At 57.6% G+C, this 26,226-nt stretch carries 21 protein-coding genes; 3 read left to right on the top strand and 18 right to left on the bottom strand.

Annotated elements, in window-relative coordinates:
* Positions 1-4 precede the first annotated feature (4 nt).
* The 5 genes from ACUNV4_RS14645 to ACUNV4_RS14665 form a co-directional block, all read right to left on the bottom strand.
* Positions 5-829, bottom strand: a complete 825-nt coding sequence (locus ACUNV4_RS14645; RefSeq protein WP_430879320.1) for a hypothetical protein — start codon at positions 827-829, stop codon at positions 5-7.
* A complete protein-coding gene (locus ACUNV4_RS14650) occupies positions 826-3,375 on the bottom strand; it encodes a glycosyltransferase (protein WP_430879321.1) in 2,550 nt (849 codons plus the stop codon). Before ACUNV4_RS14650 ends, ACUNV4_RS14645 begins: the two co-directional genes overlap by 4 nt.
* Before the next feature lie 10 nt (positions 3,376-3,385).
* Positions 3,386-4,060: a sulfotransferase domain-containing protein gene (locus ACUNV4_RS14655; RefSeq protein WP_430879322.1), complete on the bottom strand. Its 675-nt coding sequence runs from the start codon at positions 4,058-4,060 to the stop codon at positions 3,386-3,388.
* Between the two features lie 137 nt (positions 4,061-4,197).
* Positions 4,198-7,017 carry a glycosyltransferase family 4 protein gene (locus ACUNV4_RS14660; RefSeq protein ID WP_430879323.1) on the bottom strand — a complete coding sequence of 940 codons (2,820 nt, stop codon included), beginning with the start codon at positions 7,015-7,017 and terminating at the stop codon, positions 4,198-4,200.
* A 111-nt stretch (positions 7,018-7,128) separates the two neighbouring features.
* Entirely contained in the window at positions 7,129-7,737 is a 609-nt protein-coding gene (locus tag ACUNV4_RS14665; protein ID WP_430879324.1) for a hypothetical protein, read from the bottom strand.
* Positions 7,738-7,981: 244 nt separating this feature from the next.
* Here ACUNV4_RS14665 and ACUNV4_RS14670 point away from each other — a divergent pair, with 244 nt between their 5' ends.
* Together ACUNV4_RS14670 and ACUNV4_RS14675 are read left to right on the top strand one after the other, a co-directional pair.
* The gene (locus ACUNV4_RS14670) at positions 7,982-9,388 is read left to right on the top strand and encodes a glycosyltransferase family 61 protein (RefSeq protein ID WP_430879325.1); all 1,407 of its coding nucleotides are present in this window, start codon (positions 7,982-7,984) and stop codon (positions 9,386-9,388) included.
* Complete coding sequence (locus ACUNV4_RS14675; RefSeq protein ID WP_430879326.1) at positions 9,388-10,818, top strand: glycosyltransferase family 61 protein; 1,431 nt, start codon at positions 9,388-9,390, stop codon at positions 10,816-10,818. The genes ACUNV4_RS14670 and ACUNV4_RS14675 overlap by 1 nt, the downstream gene beginning before the upstream one ends.
* A 94-nt stretch (positions 10,819-10,912) precedes the next feature.
* On the opposite strand, the gene ACUNV4_RS14680 is transcribed toward ACUNV4_RS14675, so the two are convergent.
* The 9 genes from ACUNV4_RS14680 to purE form a co-directional block, all read right to left on the bottom strand.
* A complete protein-coding gene (locus tag ACUNV4_RS14680; RefSeq protein ID WP_430879327.1) occupies positions 10,913-11,593 on the bottom strand; it encodes a glycosyltransferase in 681 nt (226 codons plus the stop codon).
* 18 nt (positions 11,594-11,611) lie between these two features.
* Positions 11,612-13,270: a polysaccharide biosynthesis/export family protein gene (locus tag ACUNV4_RS14685; protein ID WP_430879328.1), complete on the bottom strand. Its 1,659-nt coding sequence runs from the start codon at positions 13,268-13,270 to the stop codon at positions 11,612-11,614.
* 157 nt (positions 13,271-13,427) lie between these two features.
* On the bottom strand, positions 13,428-14,516 hold the full coding sequence (locus tag ACUNV4_RS14690; protein ID WP_430879329.1) for a hypothetical protein: 1,089 nt from the start codon (positions 14,514-14,516) through the stop codon (positions 13,428-13,430).
* Positions 14,517-14,522: 6 nt separating this feature from the next.
* Positions 14,523-15,185: an ABC transporter ATP-binding protein gene (locus ACUNV4_RS14695; RefSeq protein WP_430879330.1), complete on the bottom strand. Its 663-nt coding sequence runs from the start codon at positions 15,183-15,185 to the stop codon at positions 14,523-14,525.
* Positions 15,186-15,203: 18 nt separating this feature from the next.
* A complete protein-coding gene (locus ACUNV4_RS14700) occupies positions 15,204-16,112 on the bottom strand; it encodes an ABC transporter permease (RefSeq protein WP_430879331.1) in 909 nt (302 codons plus the stop codon).
* Position 16,113: 1 nt separating this feature from the next.
* Positions 16,114-16,665 carry a LysM peptidoglycan-binding domain-containing protein gene (locus ACUNV4_RS14705; protein WP_430879332.1) on the bottom strand — a complete coding sequence of 184 codons (552 nt, stop codon included), beginning with the start codon at positions 16,663-16,665 and terminating at the stop codon, positions 16,114-16,116.
* A gap of 5 nt (positions 16,666-16,670) precedes the next feature.
* Positions 16,671-17,672 (bottom strand): KpsF/GutQ family sugar-phosphate isomerase, encoded by a 1,002-nt coding sequence (locus tag ACUNV4_RS14710; RefSeq protein WP_430879333.1) that lies wholly within the window; start codon positions 17,670-17,672, stop codon positions 16,671-16,673.
* A 216-nt stretch (positions 17,673-17,888) separates the two neighbouring features.
* Positions 17,889-19,034, bottom strand: a complete 1,146-nt coding sequence (locus ACUNV4_RS14715; protein ID WP_430879334.1) for a 5-(carboxyamino)imidazole ribonucleotide synthase — start codon at positions 19,032-19,034, stop codon at positions 17,889-17,891.
* A gap of 2 nt (positions 19,035-19,036) precedes the next feature.
* Positions 19,037-19,534, bottom strand: coding sequence for a 5-(carboxyamino)imidazole ribonucleotide mutase (gene purE, locus ACUNV4_RS14720; RefSeq protein WP_430879335.1), 498 nt, complete (start codon positions 19,532-19,534; stop codon positions 19,037-19,039).
* 78 nt (positions 19,535-19,612) lie between these two features.
* Between purE and ACUNV4_RS14725 the strand changes: the two genes are divergently transcribed.
* Positions 19,613-20,512 carry a phosphoribosylaminoimidazolesuccinocarboxamide synthase gene (locus tag ACUNV4_RS14725; RefSeq protein ID WP_430879336.1) on the top strand — a complete coding sequence of 300 codons (900 nt, stop codon included), beginning with the start codon at positions 19,613-19,615 and terminating at the stop codon, positions 20,510-20,512.
* Between the two features lie 80 nt (positions 20,513-20,592).
* On the opposite strand, the gene ACUNV4_RS14730 is transcribed toward ACUNV4_RS14725, so the two are convergent.
* The 4 genes from ACUNV4_RS14730 to tkt form a co-directional block, all read right to left on the bottom strand.
* Positions 20,593-21,642 (bottom strand): class I fructose-bisphosphate aldolase, encoded by a 1,050-nt coding sequence (locus ACUNV4_RS14730; protein ID WP_430879337.1) that lies wholly within the window; start codon positions 21,640-21,642, stop codon positions 20,593-20,595.
* Positions 21,643-21,704: 62 nt separating this feature from the next.
* Positions 21,705-22,877, bottom strand: a complete 1,173-nt coding sequence (locus ACUNV4_RS14735; RefSeq protein ID WP_430879605.1) for a phosphoglycerate kinase — start codon at positions 22,875-22,877, stop codon at positions 21,705-21,707.
* Positions 22,878-22,879: 2 nt separating this feature from the next.
* A complete protein-coding gene (gene gap / locus ACUNV4_RS14740; RefSeq protein WP_430879338.1) occupies positions 22,880-23,881 on the bottom strand; it encodes a type I glyceraldehyde-3-phosphate dehydrogenase in 1,002 nt (333 codons plus the stop codon).
* A gap of 126 nt (positions 23,882-24,007) precedes the next feature.
* On the bottom strand, positions 24,008-26,011 hold the full coding sequence (tkt, locus tag ACUNV4_RS14745; protein WP_430879339.1) for a transketolase: 2,004 nt from the start codon (positions 26,009-26,011) through the stop codon (positions 24,008-24,010).
* Positions 26,012-26,226 lie beyond the last annotated feature (215 nt).

Genomic DNA, 26,226 nt, shown 5'->3' on the forward strand with positions numbered 1-26,226 from the left:
GCGTCTATCGAACCAGCGTCAGACGACGTGCAGCAGCACTGCCCACCCGCTGCTCCAACCGTTGCAGACTGGCCGCAAATCGCCCGGAGGCGTAGCTGTACAACTGCAGATCCAGCCGATTCCTGACGCAAAGTTCGTCGAACAGATCGTTGCCGATCTCGCGTCTCAGCAGCTCTATTCTCTGCTCGATGGAAGTGCTGCTGGCGTCGGTGACATTTTCCCGATGCTCTTTCACGATCAGTTCCGGAAACCGCTTGCGGGTGCACTCGGCCATCAGTTGCAGAGATTCCGTGAATCGATCAACCAGGCCGACAAAGGGCAAGGAATCAATGAATCCACAGGCAGCCGGCAGCAGGTCGTGGTTGTATCGATGCAGACGCTGCCTGACATCATCGTAGGCAAGATTGCTCAGTCTGGACACCTGGAAGTTGGCAATCACGCTGGTATTCTTCTGCTTGAATTTCTCCTCGATGTAGTCGGTCAATGAACCCTTGGGTTCACTCAGACCTTGTTGCTTCTGCCATTCGAACAACCAGGCTGACCGTACTCTCGACAAGGGTTCACGCAGGAATACCACAGGAGTGACGTGAAAGCTGCCCTGCGGCACCGGCGGAACCAACTGATGTGATGAAACGGCTCTGATCCTCGGGTTCGCTTCCAGCCACTGTTGCAGTTCCTGGCCCGATATCTTGGCACCCGACTCCGGCTTGTCCCATGAGGCCCAGGTGTCCCCCAGGGACAGCTGCAGCAGTCTCTCGACAGATGTCCCGGCATTCTTGAAAAGATGGTAATGCACGATCACCGATCTTCTTCTGGCAGTCTGGCTCATCGTTTTTCTACCTGTTGTCCTGCGACGGTGGTATCCAGTTTCAGATTGTCGAACACGCCTTGCATCGCCGCCACACCTGACGCCCGGGAATAGCACCTGTCCCTGAGTTCCACTGCATTGGCACGAATGTCTTCCCACAGAGCCTGATCATCCAGCAGACGCTCGATATGACTGACCCACTGTTCCGGGGAATGCGCAATCAGGGTACTGCGACCATCGACCAGACCCGTAGCCTCCGCTGCCACCGGTGACAACACTGTCGGCACTCCGTAGGCGAGGCTGTCCAGAACCTTGCCCTTGATGCCCGCACCTGCCTGCAGCGGGGCGACAAATGCAAGTGTCTCTGTAAACACATCGTCCAGCGACTTCGCATAGCCTTCCAGTACCACCCCCTCCTGCCTGTCCCAACCACTGTCCTCTGGCATGTGGCTGCCCCAGACATGGAATCTCAGGGTAGGCCTTCTCGCCATCAGCAATGGCATGACATGCTCGACAAACCAGGTCACGGCCTCCCTGTTAGGAGGGTGACCGAAGCCTCCCAGAAACGTGATTCCACTGCGCTTGCCCACGGGCTTGCCGGACGACTCGGCTTGCAATACCCAGGGACAGCGGAACAGCTTGTGCCTGTCGAGTATGTGAGAGGCGATGATCTCGATCTCGACATCACTGTACGAGAGCACCGCGTCGGCCGACTTCATGACAGCCAGCTCTCGTCGACGCGTTTCCTCAGCCGCGGAAAGGTCCTCCTGACCGCTGACCCAGGCCGTTCGCATTTCCCGCAGAAAGTGCAGATCGGCATTGTTGAAGATGATGCGCGCCTCACTGTACTGCCGAACCAGAGGGATGATCTTTTCCGCAACGACATAGCGCGTTACATAGACCGCATCGAATTCGGCTGCCCGGCGTTCCATGAACTTCTGGATGGATCGGTGAAACGGCGCATGCACACACTCGACTCCCAACTGTTGCAGGTAATTCACATGCACCCCGAGGTGCAGAAGGTTGTGCGGCAGGAAGGTAACCTTGCAGCCCAGCGCCAGCAGGAGCTTGAGCTCCTGAATCGCCGCGTAACTGCCCGCATCCTGCCCGAGACGTGGAAAGCCGTTGTCCACCATCAGCACGCGCAGCCCACGATTCCTGTCCTTGTGCCGGCCCAGATTGACACCTTCGGTACCCCGCCCCGCAAACTGCGCTTTCCAGGTCGCCTTGAAATGCTCGGCATTGACAAGCTGATGCTGCTTTACGCCACTGGCGGTATCAGTACCATGACTGCGCCCTTCATAGTGCACGACCGTGGCTTGCGGACAATACAGGGTCCGATAACCAGCTGCCCTGAGCTTGAATGACAGGTCGGTATCTTCATAGTAGGCGGGCGCGTACTGTTCACTGAACCCGCCCACGGCATTCCAGGCATCACGCGACACCATCAATGCAGCACCGGTCAGGTAATCCACCTCACGCACATAATTGAATTCGGGATCATCACTCTGCCTGCCATGGCCGACGTTCCAGGGGGTACCGCTGTCCCACACGATGCCACCGGCATCCTGCAAACTGCCATCGGGATAGATCAGCTTCGCACCGACCGCACCTACCCCGCTGAAGCGCTCGAAGACCTCGAGCATTCGGTCGATCCAGCCTGCCTCGACTTCGGTATCGTTGTTGAGAAACACGATATGGTTGCCCCGAGCCATGGATGCTGCCTTGTTGCAGCTGTGGAGGAAACCCAGGTTCTGTTCATTGCGGATGACACGCAGGTTGAGCACGCGGGATTCCATGGCGCTGGTTGCATCGGTAGACGCATCATCCACCACGATGATTTCCACATTGGCCCTGTCACCGGATAGCACCAGAGATGTCAGGCACTGGTATGTCAGCTGAAACTGATTGTGGGCGGGAATGATGATGCTGACGCTGGTCTCGCGGTTCTCCGGGTCGAACTCCGGCAAGCTCAACAATGGCCAGTGCTCCAGACTGGCCAGCGTGGTGATGCTGCAGGAATCCAGCCTCGCCAGTTTTGCCTGCGCACCAGCGGGCAAGCGCGGTTCGGCCCGTGCCTGATAGTGTTTGCGGATTCGCCGGATCGGTTTGAGTACCGGGGACACCACCGCATCGAGCCGGCGTCGATTGCGACTCCTGCGCCGAGGCGCGAGGCCATGCAGACTCCTCGAATCCAGCTCTTCGGCTTGCACAGCCAGGGGGTCACGGCAATGCAGTGTGAACGGCACGGCCGCGATCACCGAGCCGGATGTCGTATCGAACAATTCCAGCTCTATACGTTGACCACTGTAGAAGGGAATCCGAACCTCGATGCTGAACCCATGGCAGCCTTGTCCGAAACCTGCTCGCTGCAGATCCGTGCGCAGCCGATCCGCCACCCCTGAGCCGATGCAGGTACGACCCGCACGCACGCCGACCTGGACCGCCTGGTCCGGTCGGGCACTGTCAAAGGCCCAGCCGTGAACCCTGTTGCCTTCGACCCTTTCGATGAGACCTGTAATCGGTGCCTCCGGCAGCGAGTCGGACGGGGATGTTGCAGCCACCATGTCAGGGATATCAGGCAGTCTTCAGTTGGGCGTTGTCTCCGAATGTCTCGCGCTCGTAATATCCTTCATCGAACCAGTAGGAAAATTTCGTGGCGATGGCCTGCTCGGAGCGCTCGCACATGTATTCGCTGTAATGGGCACGTTTCGACGCATTAAGATGCCCGAGCACCGGCATGTCGAAACCGAATTTCTCCGAGTACCGGTTCAAGTCATCATTCATCTGCTCGAAACGGATTATCTGCAGATTGTCCGGCTGCTTGCCATCGATGGTCATCCAGTTCTTCGGCGAGCTCACACCTACCTTTTCGCAGAAATTGACGAAATCGTTTTCGTGTGCGATGACGAAATTGGGTCGCTCCTTGTTCGCCTTGTAAGTCTGCCTCATGAAGTGGTAGTTGGACACCATCAGGTCATAGGGGTTGCGAATGCAGCAGAAGATCCCCTTCATGGTACGGATATCGCCGCCCTGTTCCGCCACGATTTCATCGGACTGTGCCAGATTCTCATGACCTCGACCTACCACGATACCGGTCTTCTCCAGTTCGCAATCAGCCAGCTCATTGACCTGCCCTCTGGATATATAGCCCGATATGGGGCGGGGCCAGGCCTGCACGAAAAAGCGCGTCAGGGTCTTACCGGCAGTTTTCGGGTAGTGCACAAACAGATAATCATCACACCACAGCATTTTCTTTTCTCCAGCATTGGATCGGCAGGCGTCCGACCCGGGATCTTCCGATCAGGGTTTATCGATGGATTGGCAGACAGGCTGACCACAATGGTCGAAACCGGTCTGCCGGCAACGCGTTTTCATGGACGGACAGTTCAGGCAGACTTGCGTAACTTGCGGTGCAAGGATTGATCCATGATGTCGAGAATTTCACCCACCCTGCTCTCCCAGGCAATGGTATCCATGGTGGACTGCCACTGCGCGGAACGGGTATCGACAGGATTCTCCAGAGACTCCCTGATTGCCAGAACGAACTCGGCTGCAGTGGTGGCTGTCTTCAAGGCGCTACCCAGGCTTTCCAGATTCGCAACCTCAGACGAGACAATCGGCAGACCTGCCGCAAAGTAGTTGTAGACTTTCAGTGGGTTCATGCGCTCGGTCAACTGATTGTTCAGATGAGGGACGATGCCCACATCCAGAGACTTCAGATGAAAGGCCAGCTCGTCATAGCGCACGACACCCGGTACGTGCACATTGTCATGCTTTGCCAGACTGTCGGCATTGGGGTTGTCGCTGGATGGTCCGAAGAACACGAAAGAGACATCCGGCATCGCGGCCACGACTTCATGCAACAAGGTCCAGTCGATCCGGTCTCTCAGATTGCCGACATAGCCGACTACCGGACCCTTGATATCCTTGAGCGAATCAGGCACTGGCGCATCCGGAAAGCGGTCGAACCTCTCTGCCCCGTTTGCCACGACATGAATCCTGTCGCTGGCGTGCTCCTGCATGGCTTCCGCCAGCGAATCACAATTGGCAAACACGAGATCAGCACTGCCGAGCGTGTCATGATAGCTTTTCTCCAGCTGACGCTTGAATGTCGGCGTGCCATCCCAGGCACGCTGATCGTCGATCAGATCCGCAATGACCCCACCGAAACCGACCTTTTCGATCAGCTCCGGTGCATCCCATATGACCGGACAGAACCAGGCGACCGTATTGCGTGCCCGCATTCCATGCTCTTCCAGCTGCTCATTCACGAAACGCACGTAGGAACCCTTGGAATGGACTTCCTGCCCCAGCAGTCGTGCAGGTCTCGGCTGTCTGGAAAAGACATGTGTTCGGTGGCGTACGATGCTGGTGTCGTAGATCCCCATCTGCCGATCGATGAGATTGGTCATGATCAGTTGTTGTTGTCCGTTCTTCACCAGTTTCGGATTCTCGAACTGATCGTTCATCGACGGAGTCGACACCGGGGCATCGAAGTGCACCATCTTCCTGATGCGACCCGATCGCGCGAACTCCTTGGCGATCATGTCGGAACGTCTGCCGTAGATGTTGCTGTCATTCTGTTTCCAGAAGAAGGCAATGTCATAACTGCTTGATCGTGAGCGAATGAGGGACGGAAAGCGACTCGTCTTTCCAGCCGCTCCAGACGCCACATCAGTTGACGCGAGTTCGCCTCGACGCTCTCTTGCAGATCTGAACACCTCGCCACGCAGCCCACGATAGTGATTGCGGAAGATGTCCACCAGTTCGGCAAGCGCCGCCGGCATGCCGCGCTCGTCATCAACGGATTTCCTGGCGGAGAACAGGGAAACAACCGACTCCGGTTCGGATGCTGCCGTCCGGCGCTCACAGGTGTCTCGAGCTTCACTGATGGCCTGGTCCAGGCGCGTTCGATTCACAGCCAGACCCAGCTCACTCAAAAAGCTGCGGCGTTCCTGATTCACGATGTCCGGCGATGTTCTCCCCCCTTCCTTGACCCATGCGGCCTTGATGCCGGCGATGGTATTGCGCAGGCCTTCGTTATCCGTCTCGCGGATGGCACCACTTGCAATCAGGTCTTCCAGCGGTGGTGTCCGGGTCGCAATCACGGGAACACCCAGAGACAGAGCGTCCGAGACCTTCGCCGGAATCTGGTACTGGCTGATCGCATGATCGACGTCCTGAATCAATGGAACGAGATCGGCACCTGCCAACAGCTCGGGCAGTTCATCGAACGAGCAGTTCGGGTGCAACACGACTCTCGCCCGGGAGTAGCTCGCCAGTCTTTCCTTCAACGAGGCATCCGTGATGCTACCCACGATATGAAAGACCATATCCGGATCATCCAGCTCATCCAGTGCGCGGGTCACTTCCAGCACGCCCTTGTGCGGACGCGGCGTTCCGATGAACAGCAGCGCAAAATCGGTCTCGGCAATGCCGAGCTTCTGTCGTGCCGCAGCCCTCTTCTCCGACGAGTTCCTGAATTGCAATTCATCCCGCGCATGGCGGATCATGTGACCACCAAAGCGGGAGCGCAAGGCGACATTGGATACAGTGATGGCATCTGCAGCGGGAATCAGAGTCTGCGCATAGCGGGTGCCAAGCTCTTCGAAGGGAAGATGCAATGCGGCGTGCAGATCGGATTTCAGATCATCCACACTTGCATATTCCTCATTCCTGAAGAACGACAGCTCGAAGTCATCGACATCCAGAACCAGAGGACAGTCACAGGCCTCCTTGATCAGGGCTCCCAGATACAGAGACGGCAGACGCGGCTTGCAGACATAGACAATGTCATAGTGTTGTCCGGCCGCCAGGGCTTCCGCCTTCGGCACGAACTCGGATATGTCGGCACAATGGAAACTGCGAATGCGCATGTCGGCGTTCGCCAGAGGTCCCCAGAGGGAGGTCCCGTAGCGTGGCCACATGGGACCGATGAGGTCGACATTCCAGTCCTTCTTGAGCAACTGGTAAAGCACATAGGCTCGACCGGCCGGATTGTGGGCCAGATCCCAGGACACCACTGCCGCGCGCCCACGCTTCTTTGCCTTGGGCTCTTCCTGCACTGACATCAAGGCGGCCTTGCGAGCATCCTCCATGCCGGCCTTGTATCGTCTGGCTTCCGATACACTGTATGCCGCAACCTCTTCTGAAAGATTGATCAGATTGCGTGTCAGCCTGGTTATCTTGACATCATTCGGATGCATTGACTTTCGATCCTTGTTTTCTGTATAGGGTTTGCATGCGTTGCAACGCAGCGACAGCGGCCAGTGACTGACGGCTTGCCCTCGAGCACCGGCAGACGGTGACTGTCGAGATCAGACGGGTGACGCCTCTTCGGAGATCATGACAAAGCCCAGCTGTCGTGGATCCGTGGTCTGATCGATAAGTTCGGGCTCACAATGCAGGTTCAGACTGACCTTGCCCTTGCTACCATTCTGAACCAGTGGAATACGCGTCTTCTGATCTCGCGCTACCCACACCTCCAGGCTGTTGCCGGTAACCTGATTCGAAATGGTCAACATCTTGCCGTCAGAGTCGCTGCGTGCCGGCAGATAGGCATCCAGATACATGGCCCCCACATTGTCCAGGGTTATCGTGGCATCGGAACTCACCCAGCCATCTCTGTACGGCTTGGTGTTCCAGTCGACATTGAGCAGCGTATTCTCATCAAGTACGACGTCAACAGTGGCAATGATCTGATGATCGGGACTGCTCAACTGAACCGACAAGCGGCGATCATCCGCCTGAGTCACCCTGGCCGTACCTGCCTGATGAGGCTGCTCTATCAGCTCATGCTGGTTGACCATGTTCAGTGCAAGTCCACTCAGAGCAAGGCCAACCTCGTTCATGTCCTCAAGGCGATACCAGGCTTGCTGGTGCTCGACGAACCAGGCCTCTTTCTGCAACAGGAATAGCAATCTCATCGGAAGCTACCTGCCAGGTCAATGCCACCATGTAGACTCTCTGAATACCTGCTGGAAATCATGGTACTGTCCCGTGTTTGCCAAGGAAACCGAAGTCACCGGCTTGCGCTCTGGTCCTGTCGAGCCACCGGGATTCATTGATGTGTTTCTGCATGGAGCGTGCCACCGGATCGGCCTTGCGCTCCTCGCTGGCATGCCTTGTGTAGGTAAATCAGCAACAAGGTTCATCACTGGCCAGGGAGCCATGACAGCTATCCGTATCGACCCCGAAGGTACCTGCGACCGCGCAACAAGAGAGCTTCAGAAATGTCTGGTGGATGAAGGCAACAGGCTGGCCAGACTGCAACACCATGAATCGGCACTGGCCACCCTTTTCCGCGCCTACTCACTCCAGCCCGGAGCCAGTCCTGTACTGCATGCCATCGCACCAGTCTATGAGGCCATGGGAGATACCGACGCGGCGACAGCCTGCCGCCGCGGTGTCGTACCGGAATCAGCCGAAATACGTTACTTCGATGCGGACAGCAACAAGTCACGTTTCGTCAGTGCACGCAGGGCGTCAAATTGCCAGCACCTGACCACTCACCGTAGCGAACACATCAAATTGCAGGCCCCGGCATCCAATGCCGATCCGCGCAGTCGTCCGGAATTCAGGGTGACGCAGACCGAGTCTCGAGGCAGCTTCGTCAGCGTCATGGACAACGGCGCATTCTGGTTCGATGGGTTCAATACAGCCGTTGTGGACAGCAGACAGAAACTGCTGCAAGAGCATGTGAAGGGCAATGCGCACCTGATCGCGGCCATTGCAAGACAGCGCCCTGAGCGATCTATTCAGGGTACCGTCTGTTTTCTGGATGCCAGAAGCTCCTCCATCTACTATCACTGGATGATGGACGTGTTGCCGAAGCTGGCCGTGCTGGCAAAAGCGGGCATTGCTCTGGACAGCATCGACTACTTTGTCGTTTGTTGTCACTCTGACTTCCAGCGCAATACCTTGCAGCACCTGGGCATCCCCGAGGACAAGTTGCTGGCTCCCTGGAGCGATGGCCTCACCCGTAGTCGAAAGCTGCTGGTTCCCTTTCTCAAGCACGACCGCGGAGATCACTTCTACAATGGTCTCGGACTGGGCATGGCGCAGTGGGTACCACAGTGGCTGAAATCGGCATTCATCAATGCCGCAGCGCCTGGCAACAGGCTCAAGCTGTACATTTCTCGCGCGGCCCGAGGTATACGATCCCCCCTGCAGGAAGAGAGACTGATCAGCGAACTGCAACAGCGAGGAATTCGCAGCATCACACTGGAGTCCATGTCGGTTCCGGAACAGGCACGGCTACTGTCCGCCGCCAACCTGGTTGTCGCCCCTCACGGTGCGGGACTGAGCAACATCGCATTCTGCCAGAGAGGCACGACCGTGGTGGAACTCTTCGACAACTACGTCGTGCCCTGCTACTGGGCTCTCGCTGAGCTGGCTGAACTCGACTATCATGCCTACTTTGCCGACAAGTCGACTGACCAGCAGGCCAACAGGAAAGATCAGTTGCGCAAAGTGGCCAGTCTTGCCGATCGCCGTAACCAGAGCCCTGATCTGGATATCGACGACTTGCTGGTTTATCTCGATGGATTGATGCAGACACACTCGGTTGCCTCCTGATGCGAGGCAAGCCTGCATTACTGCTGGCCCTGAACCAGCTGAAGACAGCAGCCGAAGAGCAGCAACGCCTGGGTGACAGCGCCTTTGACGGCTGTCGCAAGGCACCTGCCGATGTGCACTATGCTCACGCCCTGTACCGTGAGATCGGTGAAATCGCCCTGCGCCAGCAGTTATGGGAGACCGCCGAGGAGTTTGCCATCAGGACGCTGAAGAAGATGCCCAGCAGCGGCGCAGCCTTGAAGATTCTGGGAAAATCCCTGCATGGCAGAAACCGACTTGACGAGGCTGCCCTGTGTCACCGGTACAGGCTGCCGAGTTCCGTCAGAGATCAGTACTTCAGTGACAAGTCCCTGTCGACACTGCACAGCACGCAATCGAAGAACCTGAACTGCCTGATGGCGCATGAAGCGGAATCACGACCAGTCTCCCCGCCGACCAGTCTGCATGAGACAAGCATTCATGAACTGTCACAGACACAACTGAACTCTTCTGCGGCGTATACCTTTCAACTGCCGGATGCAAGGCTGTGGTTCGACGGATTCAATACGGCGGTCTGGGACAAGCAGGGCTACTTGATTGCCGATGCCTCCAGAGGACTCCCCGATGTGGTTCACTGCGCATTGGACAGCCGCCCTGCCCAGTGCTTGTCCGGAAGAACCTGTGTGCTGGGCAATCGGAACTCGGGCAACTACTACCACTGGATGAATGACATCCTGCCACGTCTGCATGTGCTCCAGCAAAGTGGCATTGCTCTGGAGAGCATCGATCATTTTCTGATCAATCCCCTGCAGCACGAATTCCAGAAGGAGACTCTCGGGCAGTTCGGCATCGATGACAGCCGACTGCATTTCAGCAAGCTTGACACTTTCCTGCATTGCGATGAGCTCTTCCTGCCGGTTTTCGGCAGCAATACGCTGGGCAAGGCTCAGGCCCCGTGGACTCCTGCTTTCCTCAAATCGGCATTTCTCGACAAGGTAGCCAATACTCATGACGATCGTCTCCATATCAGCAGAAAGACCGCCACAGGTCGCTCGATCGAGAATGAAGAGTCATTAGTGGCTTTCCTGCAGACAAGAGGCTTTCGCAGCGTCAACCTGGAGGGTCTTGCCGTCAGGCAGCAAGCACGGCTGTTCAACGCAGCCGCTGTCGTGATCGGTGCTCACGGGGCGGGTTTCACCAACTGTGTCTTCTGCGAACCCGGTACCACGATCATCGAGCTGTATCGTGATCACATTGCGCCCTGCTATTGGCTTACCAGCGAATTGACAGCCTTGCGACACGCCGTGCATTACTGCGGTGCCGATGCCGAACTGCCTTCATCTGGTGGCAGTGAACGCTATCATGCCAGTGCAGACAGGCGGCGCCTGTCCGACTTCACCGTGGAACTGGACAGTCTGAGAAAACTGCTCGACCTTCTGCATATCGACTGATCGTGCGCTACGATCAGTCCTGAAGCCGCCAGCCAGCGAGATCTGCTCCAAGGGTCACATCGGCACCGAGCAGATCCGCAGCGGCAAGAACCGGTCAATCGCGAAAGATGTCCAGGCCCTTCTGTCGGGCCACCAGCCAGTGCTTGTCATCACTCTTGTAATCCAGACTGCGCGCCAGCTCGAAGTATCGGGCAAATTCCTCTTCATCAACGTAGTGAATGCCGTCGAACAGGTCCTGGTAACGCTCATCGGCGTGCACGGTCTGAAGGACATGAGGACCGGTCACCTGCCAGACATTGTTGGAGGTGCGATTCGAGACGTTATACAGGGCTTCTTCGAGAAATTTCTCGGCCAGTGGGTTTCTGGCATCCCGGAAATACATCATGCTGTTGGTCAGGCCTCTCTCCCGCCGATAGAGGCAACCTTTCCAATCGGCCTGCACCATGGGTTCGAGACTGGATACAGCCGGAAAATCGGCATCGATGTAGATACCACCACACCGTGCAAGAAAGCAGTAGCGGAACAGATCGGCACGCATGGCCGGAATCACGCAGCTTCTGTACAGTTTGAGAATCTCGCTGCCATACTCCACCCGGATGAATTCGGCAGCACCGACGTCATCAAAGAGCTGATAATTCAGAGCTGCGTTCACCTGGGCAACGCCCCGGGTCAGCTCTGCTACAGCCTCGGGGATGTCCTTGTCCCAGAATTGAAACAGCGAGATGGCGTACTCTGACTCCTTGCCTTCACTGTAAACCGCAGACGTGCCATTCATGTGCGTTTGTTTCCTGACCTATAGTTGTACTGCAACCGAAGCTGCAATGGCAATCTTGTAGAGAATGTCAACGATGGTTGACGCGAGTTGCAGGTTCTTCACCGGCACCTTGGGCAGCACGATGATCTCGTCGCCTGCCAGAATGACCGGGTTCTTGCCACTACTCACTTCCCCATTGGCGTGCAACACGACCAGACGATTCGTCAGTGCCTGTTGACTGAAACCACCGGATCGGTTGATGTAGTCCAGCGCCCGCAGTCCCTTTTCGAACAGTATGGCCTGCGAAACGAGCACTTCGCCACTGAGCAATACCGAATCCGACACACCGGGAATGGTAATGGTGTCCCCGGACTGTAGCAGGATGTTCGCAATTTTCCCCTTTCGGGCAACGACCATGCGACCACTGGGTTCAGCCTGTCGCGCGTTCATCACGAACTGGCTGATCAATTGCGCCTCCTGGGCTCGTATTGCAGATTCCTCATCGGTTTGCGACGAGGCAGTCAGGTATCTGGCCTCCAGACGTTTCAGGCTTTCCTGCAGCGCTTCCTTCTGTCTCATGGCAACGCTCTGACGCTTCAACGAGATGGCCTTCAAGTCGGTCAACTGTGGATCCACCTCGATGAAGTCAAGCAACTCCTGCAGATGCGTGTTGCGAGGAACGGCGAATCGGGAAGGCCCCATATGCGAACCTTCGACATCCACGACGATGACGCTATCATGCTGGTCTGCCCGAAAACTGATGAGATCCCCGTCCGATACGGTGACGTTCTTGAACTCGGCAATCGGCATATAGGCAGAGTACGGCTTGTTATTGCGTATTCCCGAAATACCGGCATAGCTGACGCCGGGCAGCAAGCGAGCCATGTTCATGACTTCCTGACCGCTGGCCTGTTTACCGACCATCTCGAACAGGGCGGTATCCACGACATCGCCGGACACCGACACGGCATCTCCCCGCTCCTTGATCAGAATCGTATCGCCATCCTGAAACTGTACATTTGCCAGCTTGCCATCACGGATGAAGCGATACAGATCGACTTTCTCGATCACCCGGCCGGCGCGCAACAGTTCGATCTTTCTATAGCTCCCCTTGTCGGGATCGATTCCCCCTGCCTTGTCGATGTAGTACAGAATCGAATTGGACGGTATGCCGGCATAGCGTCCGGGCGCGATGACATTACCGGTGACAAATACGGCGACTGGCTGAGAACTGTCCAGACTGGTGTAGACCTTGACGTTGTCGATGAACACCGTGCCCACCGCCTGCGAGACGCGCGCGTTCAGATCCTTGTTCTTGACTCCACCAACCATGATGGGTCCGACCGATGGCAGGAAGATGTTGCCACGAGGATCCACCTCCAGACTTTCATTGAACTCGATGGCTCCCCAGATCCTGACACTGACCCGGTCACCGGGCTGAATCACATAACCGGGGTTGAGACCGTCTTCCCGACTATCGCTGAATCCGCCGGTAAACAGATTGCTACCGAACGGTGCCGGAAGATCATGACTCAGCAAGGCATTCTGATGTTGCTGTTCGTTGAGCAGTCCGACTGCCGACAGGTCCGCCTGCTCCACCTGAGTGCCGGCGGCATCCAGTGACTGCGCCTGCGAGTTGGACACCTGCAGCATCGACAGCAACAGGAAAAGTGCAGAGAGTTTATGGAGTCTGTTCACGTATACGCCTTGGGCATCGATTGGTTTCGTTCAGGGTGCTGCGATCGCCCCTGAATCCTCAATGTGTTCTGTTTCGCAATATGCATGCCGGTAAACGACAACACCGGATACGAGCCGTGGCTCACAAGGCCCTGGCAAGTCATGCAGAGACCAGGATCTATCGACCGATATGGTCCTTCAGGGCCGACCACAACAATCCACCGAGCAGATAGGCGAGAAACGAGAAGATCATGACCGTCAGAATGCGATTGAGACGATGCGGCTCCACCGCCTCATCGGGCAGGCTCGGTTGGATGAAAGTCACCAGATACTGCTTCTTGCGCTGAGCCTCGATCCTTGCCAGCTCCAGGGAACTCAGGGCGGATGCGTATTGCTGCCGGGCCAGTTCCTGATCGAGAATCAGCGGTTGATAGGTTTCGATCAGGCCACCCATTTCGAAATCACTCTCGCCTGCCAGGCGCCCTTTCTCCAGCGCCATCTGTCGGGACAGTGCACGGATCTTGTTCTTCAGGCTGATGACATCCGGTGAGTCATCGCGCATATAGGCCGACTTCTCGCTGAGCAGGGTCCGGGCCTCGATCAGACGAGTTTCCAGACCGGACACGATACCCAGCAAGGCACTGGATTCGGCGGCCGGATTGAGTGATGAACTGTTGCGCCGAAAAGCGGCGACTGATGCGCTGGCCTGCTTGACCTTCTCTTCTGCCAGGGCCACTTCATCGCGTGCGGTCTTGAGCGCATCCTCCTCAATGCGACTGGACATGTCATTGACCAACTGCTCACTCAGACCGATGACCAGCTCGGCAATCTCTCTTGCCATCTCGGGATCATAGGCGCGGGTTGTCAAGGTAATGACATCGCTCTGGGAATCACGCATGACATGCACATGTCGACGGAAATAGTCGAGCATCTCCTCCAGCGTGGCATCGTCTGACAATCGGGACAATGCATCAATGGACGAATCGCTGAAATGCGAGCGAATATCCAGTTCCTTCTGCACCTTCAGCATCATGTCCTGCGAGTGCGTGTAATCGGTGACAACCAGACCTTCCTTGCCGCCCGATGAGACGATCGGCGTACTGATGATGGCTTCAAGCCCGGTTGCTCCCCCGGTCCCCTTGGCCGAGGTGATGGCGAACCGAGCTTCCGACACATAGACATCGGAGGCGATGAAACCGAAGTACACGATGGCCAGGAGCGTAGGCACTCCGACAACGGTCAACAGGCTTCGCAGGATAGCGTTCATGAATTTTCAGGCTGCTCTGGTCTGTAATAGCTTGTAGAAGCGCATGGCTTCCTTCAGGTCGTCATACATGTCTATCTTGCCCTCATACAGAATGGCCGCCATGTCGCAGTTCCGGCGAATGGTCTGTTCGTTATGGGATACCAGAATCATCGATGCCTGCTCCCGTCGCTCTTCGAAGGCACGACGAAACTTCTCCCGGTATCTGGCATCGCCGGTTTCCAGTGCTTCATCCACCAGGTAATATTCGAAATTGCAGGCCAGGCTGACAGAGAAGGCAAATCTGCCCCGCATGCCGGCAGAGTAACTGCGCAGCGGCACATCGAAGTACTTGCCCAGTTCGGCAAATTCCTCGGTGAACTGCTCCACGTATTCGGTACTCTCGCCGTAGATCCGTGCCACGAATCGAGCATTCTCGCGCGCCGTCATGTTCGACTGGAAACCACCGGTGAAACCCAGCGGCCAGGACACCTTGCAATCTCGAATGATGCGCCCGGAGTCGGCAGGTTCGGCGTCGCCGATGATGCGGATCAGGGTCGATTTGCCCGCCCCGTTCATGCCCAGTATGCCAACACTGTGCCCCTTGGGGAATGTGATGCTGACGTTGTCCAGAATGGTACGTATTCCGGCCGCCGTCTTGTAGCGCTTGTTGACGTTCTGCAGTCTGATCATGAATGAACTCGATGATCTCTACAGACCGACAATGGCACGGCGCTTGAGCGCCTGGTGGATCAACAGACCGAAGGTGAAGGTGCCGACAACCCAGCTGCCGGCATAGAACCAGCTGCCGTGATTGCTTTCGAATTCGTAGAAGAAATAGGTACGCATCAATTCCATCAGATTGAGAATCGGGTTGTACAACAGCCAGCCACGAAAGGGCTCGGGGACCGAATCTGCCGTGAAGAACAGCCCGGAACTCACCATCAACGGACGACCGAAGATCAGATTGGATACCTGCCCTACCGAAGGGACGACAGGTATCAGGGTTGCAAGAATGAAGCCGATGCCACTGCCCAGCAACAACAGACAGAGGCAGACGCCCAGTACACCCAGCGGATTCTCGACCCGGAACTCGAAGCCGATCAGATAGGCCATGCTGAGAATGAAGACGAATACCGACAGCAATACCCCGCCTTCAAGCAGTGCACGTGCAATGATCACGTCGAAGGTGGTTACCTGTGGAAAACCCAGTAGCGTGCGATTGGAGGCGACGGCCCCCTTGAGCTGGTTCATCGTGTTCCTGAACATGAAGAACGGTACGAAGCCGGTAATCATGAACGGCACCAGAGGCATACCGCCCGGCGAGTCATTGCGCAGGACCGACAGCACGCTGGCAATCATCGTGACCATCAACAGCGGTTCGAGAATGGCCCACATGAAGCCCAGCTTGTGGTCACCGTATCGGCTGAGCGTCTCGCGCATGATCAGGGCATGAATGACCCTGGATTGCGTTGTCAGCGCGCCCTTGATGTCCGACCATTGCAGCTGCTTGCCGGAAAACGGAACCTCGGCCTGTCGTGCGTCTTCCTGGCCCTGACCGGCCACGGAATCGAAGTCTGTCCCCTTGCCAGCGGTTTGCAGCGAGACCTCTCGCGACATGTTACGGGGCGTCCTTCAGGAGTGAATGCTCCACCTGCAGTAGCTGACCGGGCCAGACATTGTCGGCATCCGACAGTTCATTGTCTGACGCTATGCGCTTCCAGTTCAGAGGATTACCCGTCACCCGCGAGGCAAAGGCCCAGAGCGACTCCCCCTGTTTCAACTCCATTCCCACGCTCTCACCGCGAGATTCCACCGACATCTCTGCAGCCGACATCTCCATTGCCCCCGACGCCGAAATACTGCGAGTGGTATACCACTGCCCCGATTCGTTCTGGCAGCTTCTCAGCGGCAAGGGCGTGCCATCCAGCCGGTTGAGTCTGCGACACGTGCGACCGCTTGCCGCGAGGTAGCTGCGGCCAATGCTGACGCGCCCCACGCCCTTGACTGTCAGTTGATCATTCGATTCCGCTGTAACCAGCAGCTGATTGACATCACCAGCATACGCGGCGGCCAGGGCCGGACCCGTATCACGCCCACTGGCACAGGCACCCAGCAACAGAGGCAGGACAAGCGCCACCCATCGCAGTTCATGTCGTGTTGCCTGTTTCATAGGACTCAGCCCTTGTTGTTGGCAAAGATCTCGATCAGACCACACACCTGGTCCTCCTCCCCTTCCCGGGCACCGGTCACGATCAGCGCTCGTATCTTGTACTTGCGCATGAGCGTTTCAGCCTCACTGACCATGGCATCCGCCGAGATGGTCACCGGCACCGGTGTCATGAAATCCCGTACGCGCTTGTCCAGCATCGTGGGGTCCATGATCAATGCGCGGCGCAGATCACCATCGGTGAGAATTCCCAGCAATCGATCGTTCTCGACGATGATGCACAATCCGAGCCGACCCGATGTCATGCAGAAGATGGCCTCTCGCACCGTTTCCTCCGGACCGATCAATGGCAGGTTTTCGGTCAGCATGGTATCGACCACCCGGGACAGCAATCGACGACCCAGCATGCCACCCGGGTGGAACTGTGCAAAATCCGAAGGCTTGAAATCGCGTGCGCGTATCAGGCAGACTGCCAGCGCATCCCCCAGGGCCATGATGGCCAATGCCGATGTGGTTGGCGCCAGATTGTTCGGACAGGCCTCCCTTTCGATATCCACTCGCAGGGTCACATCAGCCTGCTTTCCCAGAGTTGTATTGTCAGACCCCACCATGCCGATGATCTTGTTGCCGAAGTATTTCAGCGAAGGCATCAGCTTGACGACCTCCTCGGTCTCGCCACTGTAGGAAATCAGGACAATGAGATCCTCGGCGGTGATCATTCCCAGGTCGCCGTGAATGGCCTCCCCCGGATGAACGTAGAAACTGGGCGTACCGGTCGAGGCAAACGTCGCGGCGATCTTCTTGCCCACGATGCCGGACTTGCCCATCCCCGAAACGATCACTCGCCCCTTGCAACTGAGAATCAGACTGACCGCATCATCGAATTCGGTGCCCAGCCTCTGGGCGATGGTGGACAGTGCCTTACTCTGATTGGTGAGCGATTCAACCGCCGTTGGGATGAAGCTCGACGAATGATCGTTGGATCGCGTGGATAGTTGAGTAATGCTCATCTTGTTATCTGTTCTTCGCAGGCCAATGGACCCGAGGCAAATGTCAACGCTACACTTGCCAGTTTCGTACCAGAGCAGAAGATGAGATCAGAGTCGGATGAAATTCCGCTTATCGATTCTGTCGCCTGCCTGTGATATCGGGATCACAGGCAGGCCGAAAAACCGCAGGGCGAGCATGCAGGTCGATGCCCACACGCATGCTTTTCGAGCGGAATGCTACAACTCCCGGTTGACGAGATCTGCCAGCGCTTCTCCGTCAGATGCACTGTCTGCCAGACAGTTGACATGGCCCATCTTGCGTCCGGGCCGGGCTTCCGACTTGCCATACAGATGCAGGTGCACGCCGTCTCGCCGGAACAGTGTCTGCCAGTCAGGCTCACCCGCCGTCCAGGTATCGCCCAGAAGGTTCAGCATGCATACCGGTGACAGCAGTGCGGAACTCCCCAGTGGCAGACCACACAGGGCACGCAATTGCTGCTCGAATTGCGAGCATACAGTGGCATCCAGCGTGTAATGCCCGCTGTTGTGCGGACGGGGTGCCATCTCGTTGAACAGCACCTGGGCATCGGCATCGATGAAGAATTCGACGGCCAGAACACCGTGATAATCCAGACCGTCGGCCAGGGTCAAGGCCATGCGTCGCGCACGTTCGACGACCGACTCTTCCACGCTTGCCGGTACGGTAGAGGTATGCAGAATGCCGTTGACGTGTACATTCTGCGCTACCGGGAAAACAGCGGTTTCGCCATCGTAGCCACGCGCCAGAACCACGGACACTTCCGCATCGAGTGCGATACGGCGCTCCAGCACACACGCCACTTCTCCCTGGTCAATGAACGCTGCCAGTACGTCCGCCTCTGTGTTACATACCACCTGACCCTTGCCGTCATACCCGAGCCGCGCCGTCTTGATAATGGCGGGCAAGCCCACCGAAGCGACCGCCGGGCCGATGTCACCACGTTGCTGCAGGGGCGCATAAGGAACCGGCTGCAAGCCATGTTCTTCCGCTGTCCGTTTTTCCAGTATGCGATCCTGCGCGATGCGGATGCTGTCGGCACCCGGGGCCACGCGGCAATGCTGTGCCAACTGCTGCAGACTTGCCGCTGGCACATTCTCGAATTCCACCGTTACCGCATCGCAGGCAGCGCCGAGTGTTTCCAGTGCCTGCTGGTCATCATAGGCCGCGACCAGGCGATGCTCAGCCAACTGCATGGCCGGGGCATTCTCGTCCGGGTCGAGCACCCAGGTATGAAAGCCCAGTCGTCGCGCTTCCAGAACGAAGTAGCGACCCAGTTGCCCACCACCCACCACACCGACAGTCGCACCCGGAGCCAGCGGCTCCATTCCTGTTTGCCCGCTCATGATCAGACCTGCTCGGGTGGCAGCGTCATGGCTTCCGCCTTGGCTTGCTGCGCCGCTCTGAAAGCCTGCAGACGGGCTGCCAGCTGTGGATCGCCGACGGCCAGCATGGCCACGGCAAACAGGGCAGCATTTGCCGCACCTGCCTCACCGATGGCAAAGGTGGCCACCGGAACACCCCGGGGCATCTGAACGATGGAGTACAGGGAGTCCAGACCGTTCAGGTGGCGGCTCGGCACCGGTACCCCGAGTACGGGGACCGTGGTCTTGGCAGCCAGCATGCCCGGCAGGTGAGCAGCTCCACCGGCTCCGGCAATGATGCAACTCAGGCCTCTACCGGCTGCCTGCTCGGCATAGTGGAACATTTCATCGGCCATGCGATGCGCAGACACCACCCGTTTCTCATGCGCAACACCGAATTCTTCCAGCAATTCGACTGCACGCTGCATGACGGGCCAGTCACTGCTGCTGCCCATCAATACCCCTACCTTGATATCCGTCATAGCCACTTCTAGAGAATGTTGTCCTTGTAGCGCAGTATACTGGAGCCTCTTTCCAAGCTTGCCAAAAACCTCCAGAGCATGAGCGTACATTCCACTGATCAAGGCCTGCATACCACGACGATCAGCTCTCTGAAGCTGCAATATCGTGGCAAGGTGCGTGATATCTACGTGATCGACGATGCTCACTGGCTGATCATCGCCACTGACCGGGTATCGGCCTTCGATGTCATCATGCCCAATGTGATACCGGGCAAGGGCAAATTGTTGACCCAACTGGCCATGTTCTGGTTCGACCGGGTCAGAGCCATGGTGCCCAATCACCTGGCCAATATTCCGCTGGAAGACATCCTGCCGGATCCAGCCGAGCGCGCCCAGGCCGAAGGCCGCTGCATGATCGTCAAACGCCTCAAGGCCGTACCGGTGGAAGCGGTGGTTCGCGGCTATATCATCGGCTCCGGCTGGAAGGACTACCAGAATACCGGCATGGTATGTGGCCATACCCTGCCCACCGGTTTGCGGCAGGCAGACCAACTGCCCGAGGTGATCTTCACACCGGCGACCAAGGCGGAGCTGGGCGATCACGACGAGAACATCAGTTTCGACACCATGGTGGCCACCATAGGCCGGGAACTGGCCGAGGACATTCGTCGCGTCAGCCTGGCCTTGTACAAGGATGCTGCTCGTCACGCCCTGGAGCGCGGCATCATCATCGCAGACACCAAATTCGAATTCGGTCAGGATGCTCAGGGCAATCTGGTATTGATGGATGAAATCCTGACGCCCGATTCTTCGCGATTCTGGGAAGCCGCCACCTGGAAGCCGGGTATCAGTCCGCCAAGCTATGACAAGCAATTCGTGAGAGATTGGCTGGAAACTCTGGACTGGGACAAGACGCCTCCGGGTCCGGAAGTGCCTGCAGAGGTCATCGAGGGCACCCTGCTGCGTTACCGTGAAGCAGTCAGCCGTCTGACCAGCTGATCGGCTCCGAAGCTGGAGCGAGGGCGACCCGCCGTAGCGAGTCGCCGCTTTACTGCACTGGAATCAGTGACAAGGCCTGATCAGGCAACCGTGACGCGTTCGTCGAGGTATGCATCCTGAATGGCGTGCAGCAATGCCACACCGTCCTTCATGTCCTTCTGGAAGGCCTTGCGACCGGAGATCATGCCCATGCCACCGGCACGCTTGTTGATGACCGCCGTGCGTACTGCCTGCTCCAGATCGTTGTCGCCTGAACCGCCACCGGAATTGATCAGCCCGGCACGACCCATGTAGCAGTTGGCTACCTGATAACGGACCAGATCGACCGGATGATCGGTTGTCAGATCGGAATAGACTTTCGGATGCGTGTTGCCGAAATTGACCGCATTGTAGCCACCGTTGTTCTCGGCCTGCTTCTGCTTGACGATATCGGCCTGAATCGTGGCTGCCAGATGATTGGCCTGCCCCGTCAGATCGGCTGAGACGTGGTAATCCACACCATCCTTCTTGAAGGACGAATTTCGCAGATAAGCCCACAGCACGGTCACCATGCCCAGCTCGTGAGCCCGATGAAAGGCTTCCGAGATTTCCTGGATCTGACGTCGAGAATCCGGTGAACCATAGTAGATGGTGGCACCCACCGACAGGGCTCCCAGATCGAATGCCTGCTCCACCTGGGCAAACAGAGTCTGCTCGTAGATGGCGGGATAGGTCAGCGTCTCGTTGTGATTGAGCTTCACCATGAACGGAATGCGATGCGCATAGCGACGCGAGACCGACCCCAGTACACCCAGCGTCGAGGCAACACAGTTGCATCCACCTTCAATGGCCAGCTCGACAATGTTGGCAGGATCGAAATAGATCGGGTTTGGCGCGAAGGACGCGCCGGCCGAGTGCTCGACGCCCTGATCGACAGGCAACATGGACATGTAACCGGTGCCTGCCAGACGGCCGGTGTTGAACAACTGCTGCATGGCGCGCATGGTGCCCGGACCACGGTCGCTGACACCGATGACACGGCTGACATAATCAGGGCCGGGCAACTGTACCAATTCCTTGGGAAGTCCCTTGCAGGTGTGATCAAGCAGGTATTCCGCCTCATCGCCCAGTAAAGAAACCGTATCGGTCATAACATTCGTCCTGTGTAGTATTTCAACAAAAAGCCAATGGAAATGTCAGTGAGAAACCGTCCTCACGTACTGCGGGAATTGAGCATCGCGACTGCCGGCAGCGTCTTGCCCTCGATGAACTCGAGAAAGGCACCACCACCGGTCGAGATATAGGACACCTGATCTTCGATGCCATACTTGTCCACGGCAGCCAGAGTGTCGCCACCGCCGGCAATCGAGAACGCCGAGGAGGCAGCAACCGCTTCGGAGACGACACGGGTGCCCGCACCGAACGCATCCAACTCGAACACACCAACCGGACCGTTCCAGACAATTGTTCCGGCATTGCGCAGGATAGCGGCATAAGACGCTGCAGTTTCAGGGCCGATATCGAGAATCCGGTCATCCGGCTGCACCGCATCCGTGGCCCGCGTACTGACCGGTACGCCCTCTGCCAGTTCGGGGGCACAGACGACATCGCTGGGCACCGGAATGGCAGCCCCTCGAGCCTCCGCCCGACGCATGAGGTTCGCCGCATCACTGACCAGGTCCTTTTCGAACAGCGACTTGCCCACTTCATGCCCGGCCGCGGCAATGAAGGTGTTGGCAATACCGCCACCCACGATCAGCTGATCGACCTTGTCCGTGAGTGATTCCAGCACCTGCAGCTTGGTGGAAACCTTGGAACCGCCAACAATCGCCACCAGAGGTCTGCGCGGATTGTCCAGAGCAGCATTCAAGGCGTCGAGCTCGGCTGCCAGCAAGGGTCCCGCACAGGCAACAGGAGCATGCAGACCGACGCTGTGAGTGGAGGCCTGGGCACGATGCGCGGTGCCGAAGGCATCCATGGCATACACATCACACAGAGAGGCATACCGTCTGCCCAGTTCATCGTCATCGGCCTTTTCACCGACGTTGAAGCGGACATTTTCCAGCAGCACGACTTCGCCCTCGCCCACTTGCGGCTCCACGTCGAGGTAGTCGGTGACCAGCCGTACCGGCTGTCCCAGCAGCTCGCTCAGTCGCTGGGCCACCGGACCCAGTGACGATTCGCTATCGGGCTCCCCTTCAACGGGACGCCCGAGATGTGACATGACCAGTACCCGTGCTCCGGCCTCGATCGCGTACTGCAACGTTGGCACAGAGGCTCGGATGCGTGCATCCGAGGTAATGACGCCATCCTTCAGCGGAACGTTGAGATCCTGACGTACCAGCACCCTCTGACCCGCCAGAGGCAGCTCCTTGAGTAGCTTCATCATCAGGCGTTCATCGCTGCCAGAGTGGTGTCGAGCATGCGGCAGGAGAAGCCCCATTCATTGTCATACCAGCTGCACACCTTGACCAGATTGCCATCCATGACGCGAGTCATGCCGGAATCGAAGTTCGAGGAGGTGGAGGTGTGATTGAAATCGACGGACACCAGGGGGGCATCGTTGTAGGCCAGAACCTTGCCATCTGCCGCTTTCTGCATGATGCTGTTGATCTCGTCCACGGTCGTGTCGCGCCCCGCCGTGAAGGTCAGGTCGACGATGGAGACATTGATGGTCGGTACACGCATGGCGAAACCATCCAGCTTGCCATTCAGCTCCGGCAATACCAGACCAACCGCCTTGGCAGCACCCGTGCTGGTGGGGATCATGGACATGGTGGCGGACCGTGCACGACGCAGATCGGAGTGATAGACGTCGGTCAGCACCTGATCGTTGGTATACGCATGAATGGTTGTCATCAGGCCATTGACGATACCCAGAGACTCGTTCAGTGCCTTGGCCATGGGAGCCAGGCAGTTGGTGGTGCACGAGGCATTGGAGATGATCTGGTCGGACGCTTTCAGTACACCTTCATTGACGCCAAAGACAACCGTGGCATCGATATCTGCCGATCCGGGCGCCGAGATGATGACTTTCTTTGCACCCGCCGTCAGGTGCATACCGGCCTTCTCCCGGTTCTTGAACAGACCGGTGCATTCCAGCACGACGTCGACGCCAAGCTCACCCCAGGGCAGTTTCGACGGATCACGCTCGGCGAAGACCTTGACGCGGTCGCCATTGATGACGATCTCATCCCCTTCGACCTTGACTTCACCGGGGAAACGACCATGCGCCGTATCGTATTGCGTCAGGTGAGCGTTGGTTTCGGCATCCCCCAGGTCGTTGATCGCCACGACATCGAACTCACTGCTGCGTCCCTGTTCGTGAATGGCCCTGAGCACGTTTCGACCGATGCGGCCGTATCCATTGATTGCAATCTTGACTGTCATCTGGAGTTACCCCTGTTGAATTTCCATTTGTTCTTCTGAAAAACCTGACGTCCGACATGCCGATCGTCAGGCCACTGTACGTGCATGTTGTGACACCAACATGCACGCCACTCGACTCTGATTTGTTCAGGCAACCGCGGCAACCAGCGCCTTCACTCTTTCGGCCAGCGCATCCGCAGTCAATCCGAAGTGCTTGAACACCTCGGCAGCAGGTCCGGACTCACCAAAAGTATCAATACCCATCACATCACCTTCCAGGCCCACGTATCTGGCCCACAGATGTGTGGTTCCCGCTTCGACGGCCATGCGCGCCTTGAGCGCCGGCGGAAGCACAGCGTCCCGATAGGCCTGGTCCTGCGCATCGAAATGATCCGTGCTTGGCATGGAGACAACCCGCACCGGCGTACCCTGCTCGGCCAGCGCCTGCGCGGCGTCCATTGCCATGCCGACTTCCGAGCCGGTAGCGATGATCACCGCCGCCGGTGCAGCATCCGGCTCATGCAGGATATAACCGCCACGAGCGATGTCTGCCACCTGCTGCTGGGTGCGTGACTGATGTGGCAGGGCCTGACGGGTGAAGACGAGACTCGTCGGCCCCTCCTTGCGTTCGATGGCCTGTTTCCACGCCACGGCGGATTCCACCGCGTCACACGGACGCCACAGCGCCATGTTGGGCATCAATCGCAGTGTTGCAGTCTGCTCGACCGGCTGATGCGTCGGTCCATCCTCGCCCAGGCCGATGGAATCGTGTGTGTAGACGAAAATGTTGGGCAGCTTCATCAGGGAACACATGCGCAGCGCATTGCGAGCATATTCCGAGAACATCAGGAAGGTAGCGGTGTACGGCAGAAAACCACCATGCAGACTGATGCCATTGCTCATGGCCGTCATGGCGAATTCGCGAACGCCGTAGTTGATGTAGTTGCCGGCAGGATCATCGTGTACCACCTTCGAACCGCTCCACAGGGTCAGGTTCGACCCGGCCAGATCGGCCGATCCGCCCAGCAGCTCGGGCAACAGAGGGCCGTAGCCATTGAGTGTGTTCTGCGACGCCTTGCGCGAAGCGATCGACTCACCCTTGTCGATCACCTGCTGGATGAACGCCTGCGAATCGGCTGCCCAGCTCTCGGGCAGATCGCCCGCCATGCGACGCGCGAATTCTGCAGCCAGCTCGGGGTTCGCTGCGGCGTATTCGTCGAACAGCTTGTCCCAGGCCGCCTCCAGCTCACTGCCCGCATCACAGGCATTCCAGCCTTCATACACCTCGTCGGGAACCTCGAAGGCACCGTGCGTCCAGCCCAGTTCCGCCTTGGCCAGCTTGATCTCGTCATCGCCCAGTGGCGCACCATGACTGCTTTCCTTGCCCGCCTTGTTGGGTGAGCCGAAGCCGATGGTGGTGCGTGCGCAGATCAGTGTCGGCTTGCCGGTTTCGGCCTTTGCCGCTTCGATCGCGGCCTTGATGGCATCCGCATCGTGTCCATCTATACCTGGAATGACATGCCAGCCATAGGATTCGAAACGTTTGGGGGTGTCATCCGTGAACCAGCCCTCTACCTCGCCGTCAATGGAGATGCCGTTATCGTCGTAGACGGCAATCAGCTTGCCCAGACCCAGGGTTCCCGCCAGTGAGCAGGCCTCGTGCGAGATACCTTCCATCAGACAGCCATCGCCCAGGAATACCCAGGTGTGGTGGTCGATGATAGTGTGCTTGTCGGTGTTGAACTGCGCGGCCAGAGTCCGTTCGGCCAATGCCATGCCCACGGCATTGGCGATACCCTGCCCCAGTGGGCCAGTGGTGGTCTCGATGCCCGGCGCATAGCCATATTCGGGGTGACCCGGGGTTTTCGAGTGCAATTGGCGAAAATTCTTCAGTTCCTCGATCGGCAGGTCGTAACCTGTCAGATGCAGCAGCGAATACAGCAGCATGGATGCATGGCCGTTGGAGAGCACGAAGCGATCTCGGTCAACCCAGTTCGGGTTGGAGGGGTTATGTCGCAGGAAGTCGTTCCACAGCACCTCTGCCAGATCGGCCATTCCCATGGGTGCCCCCGGATGTCCGGAATTGGCCTTCTGGACGGCGTCCATGCTCAGGGCTCTGACGGCATTTGCAAGTTCGCGACGAGTGGTCATGCGAAAACGATCTCCTGTGGTTGGTCGGGCGGGTTGCAGTGCTGCGATAACGTCCCTGGCATCGCCCAATACGCGTTACCGGGGGCCGCAGTATAAGCGAGGCGGCACCTTTAAATTGAAGCAGTCGGCAATATGTTCGATCCCAGTGGACGCATGAGGCGGAATAACCCCACTTTTTTTACCAGAAATACGTCGGAAACGACCTTCCCTACTAC

Source organism: Granulosicoccus sp. 3-233, from assembly GCF_052681095.1.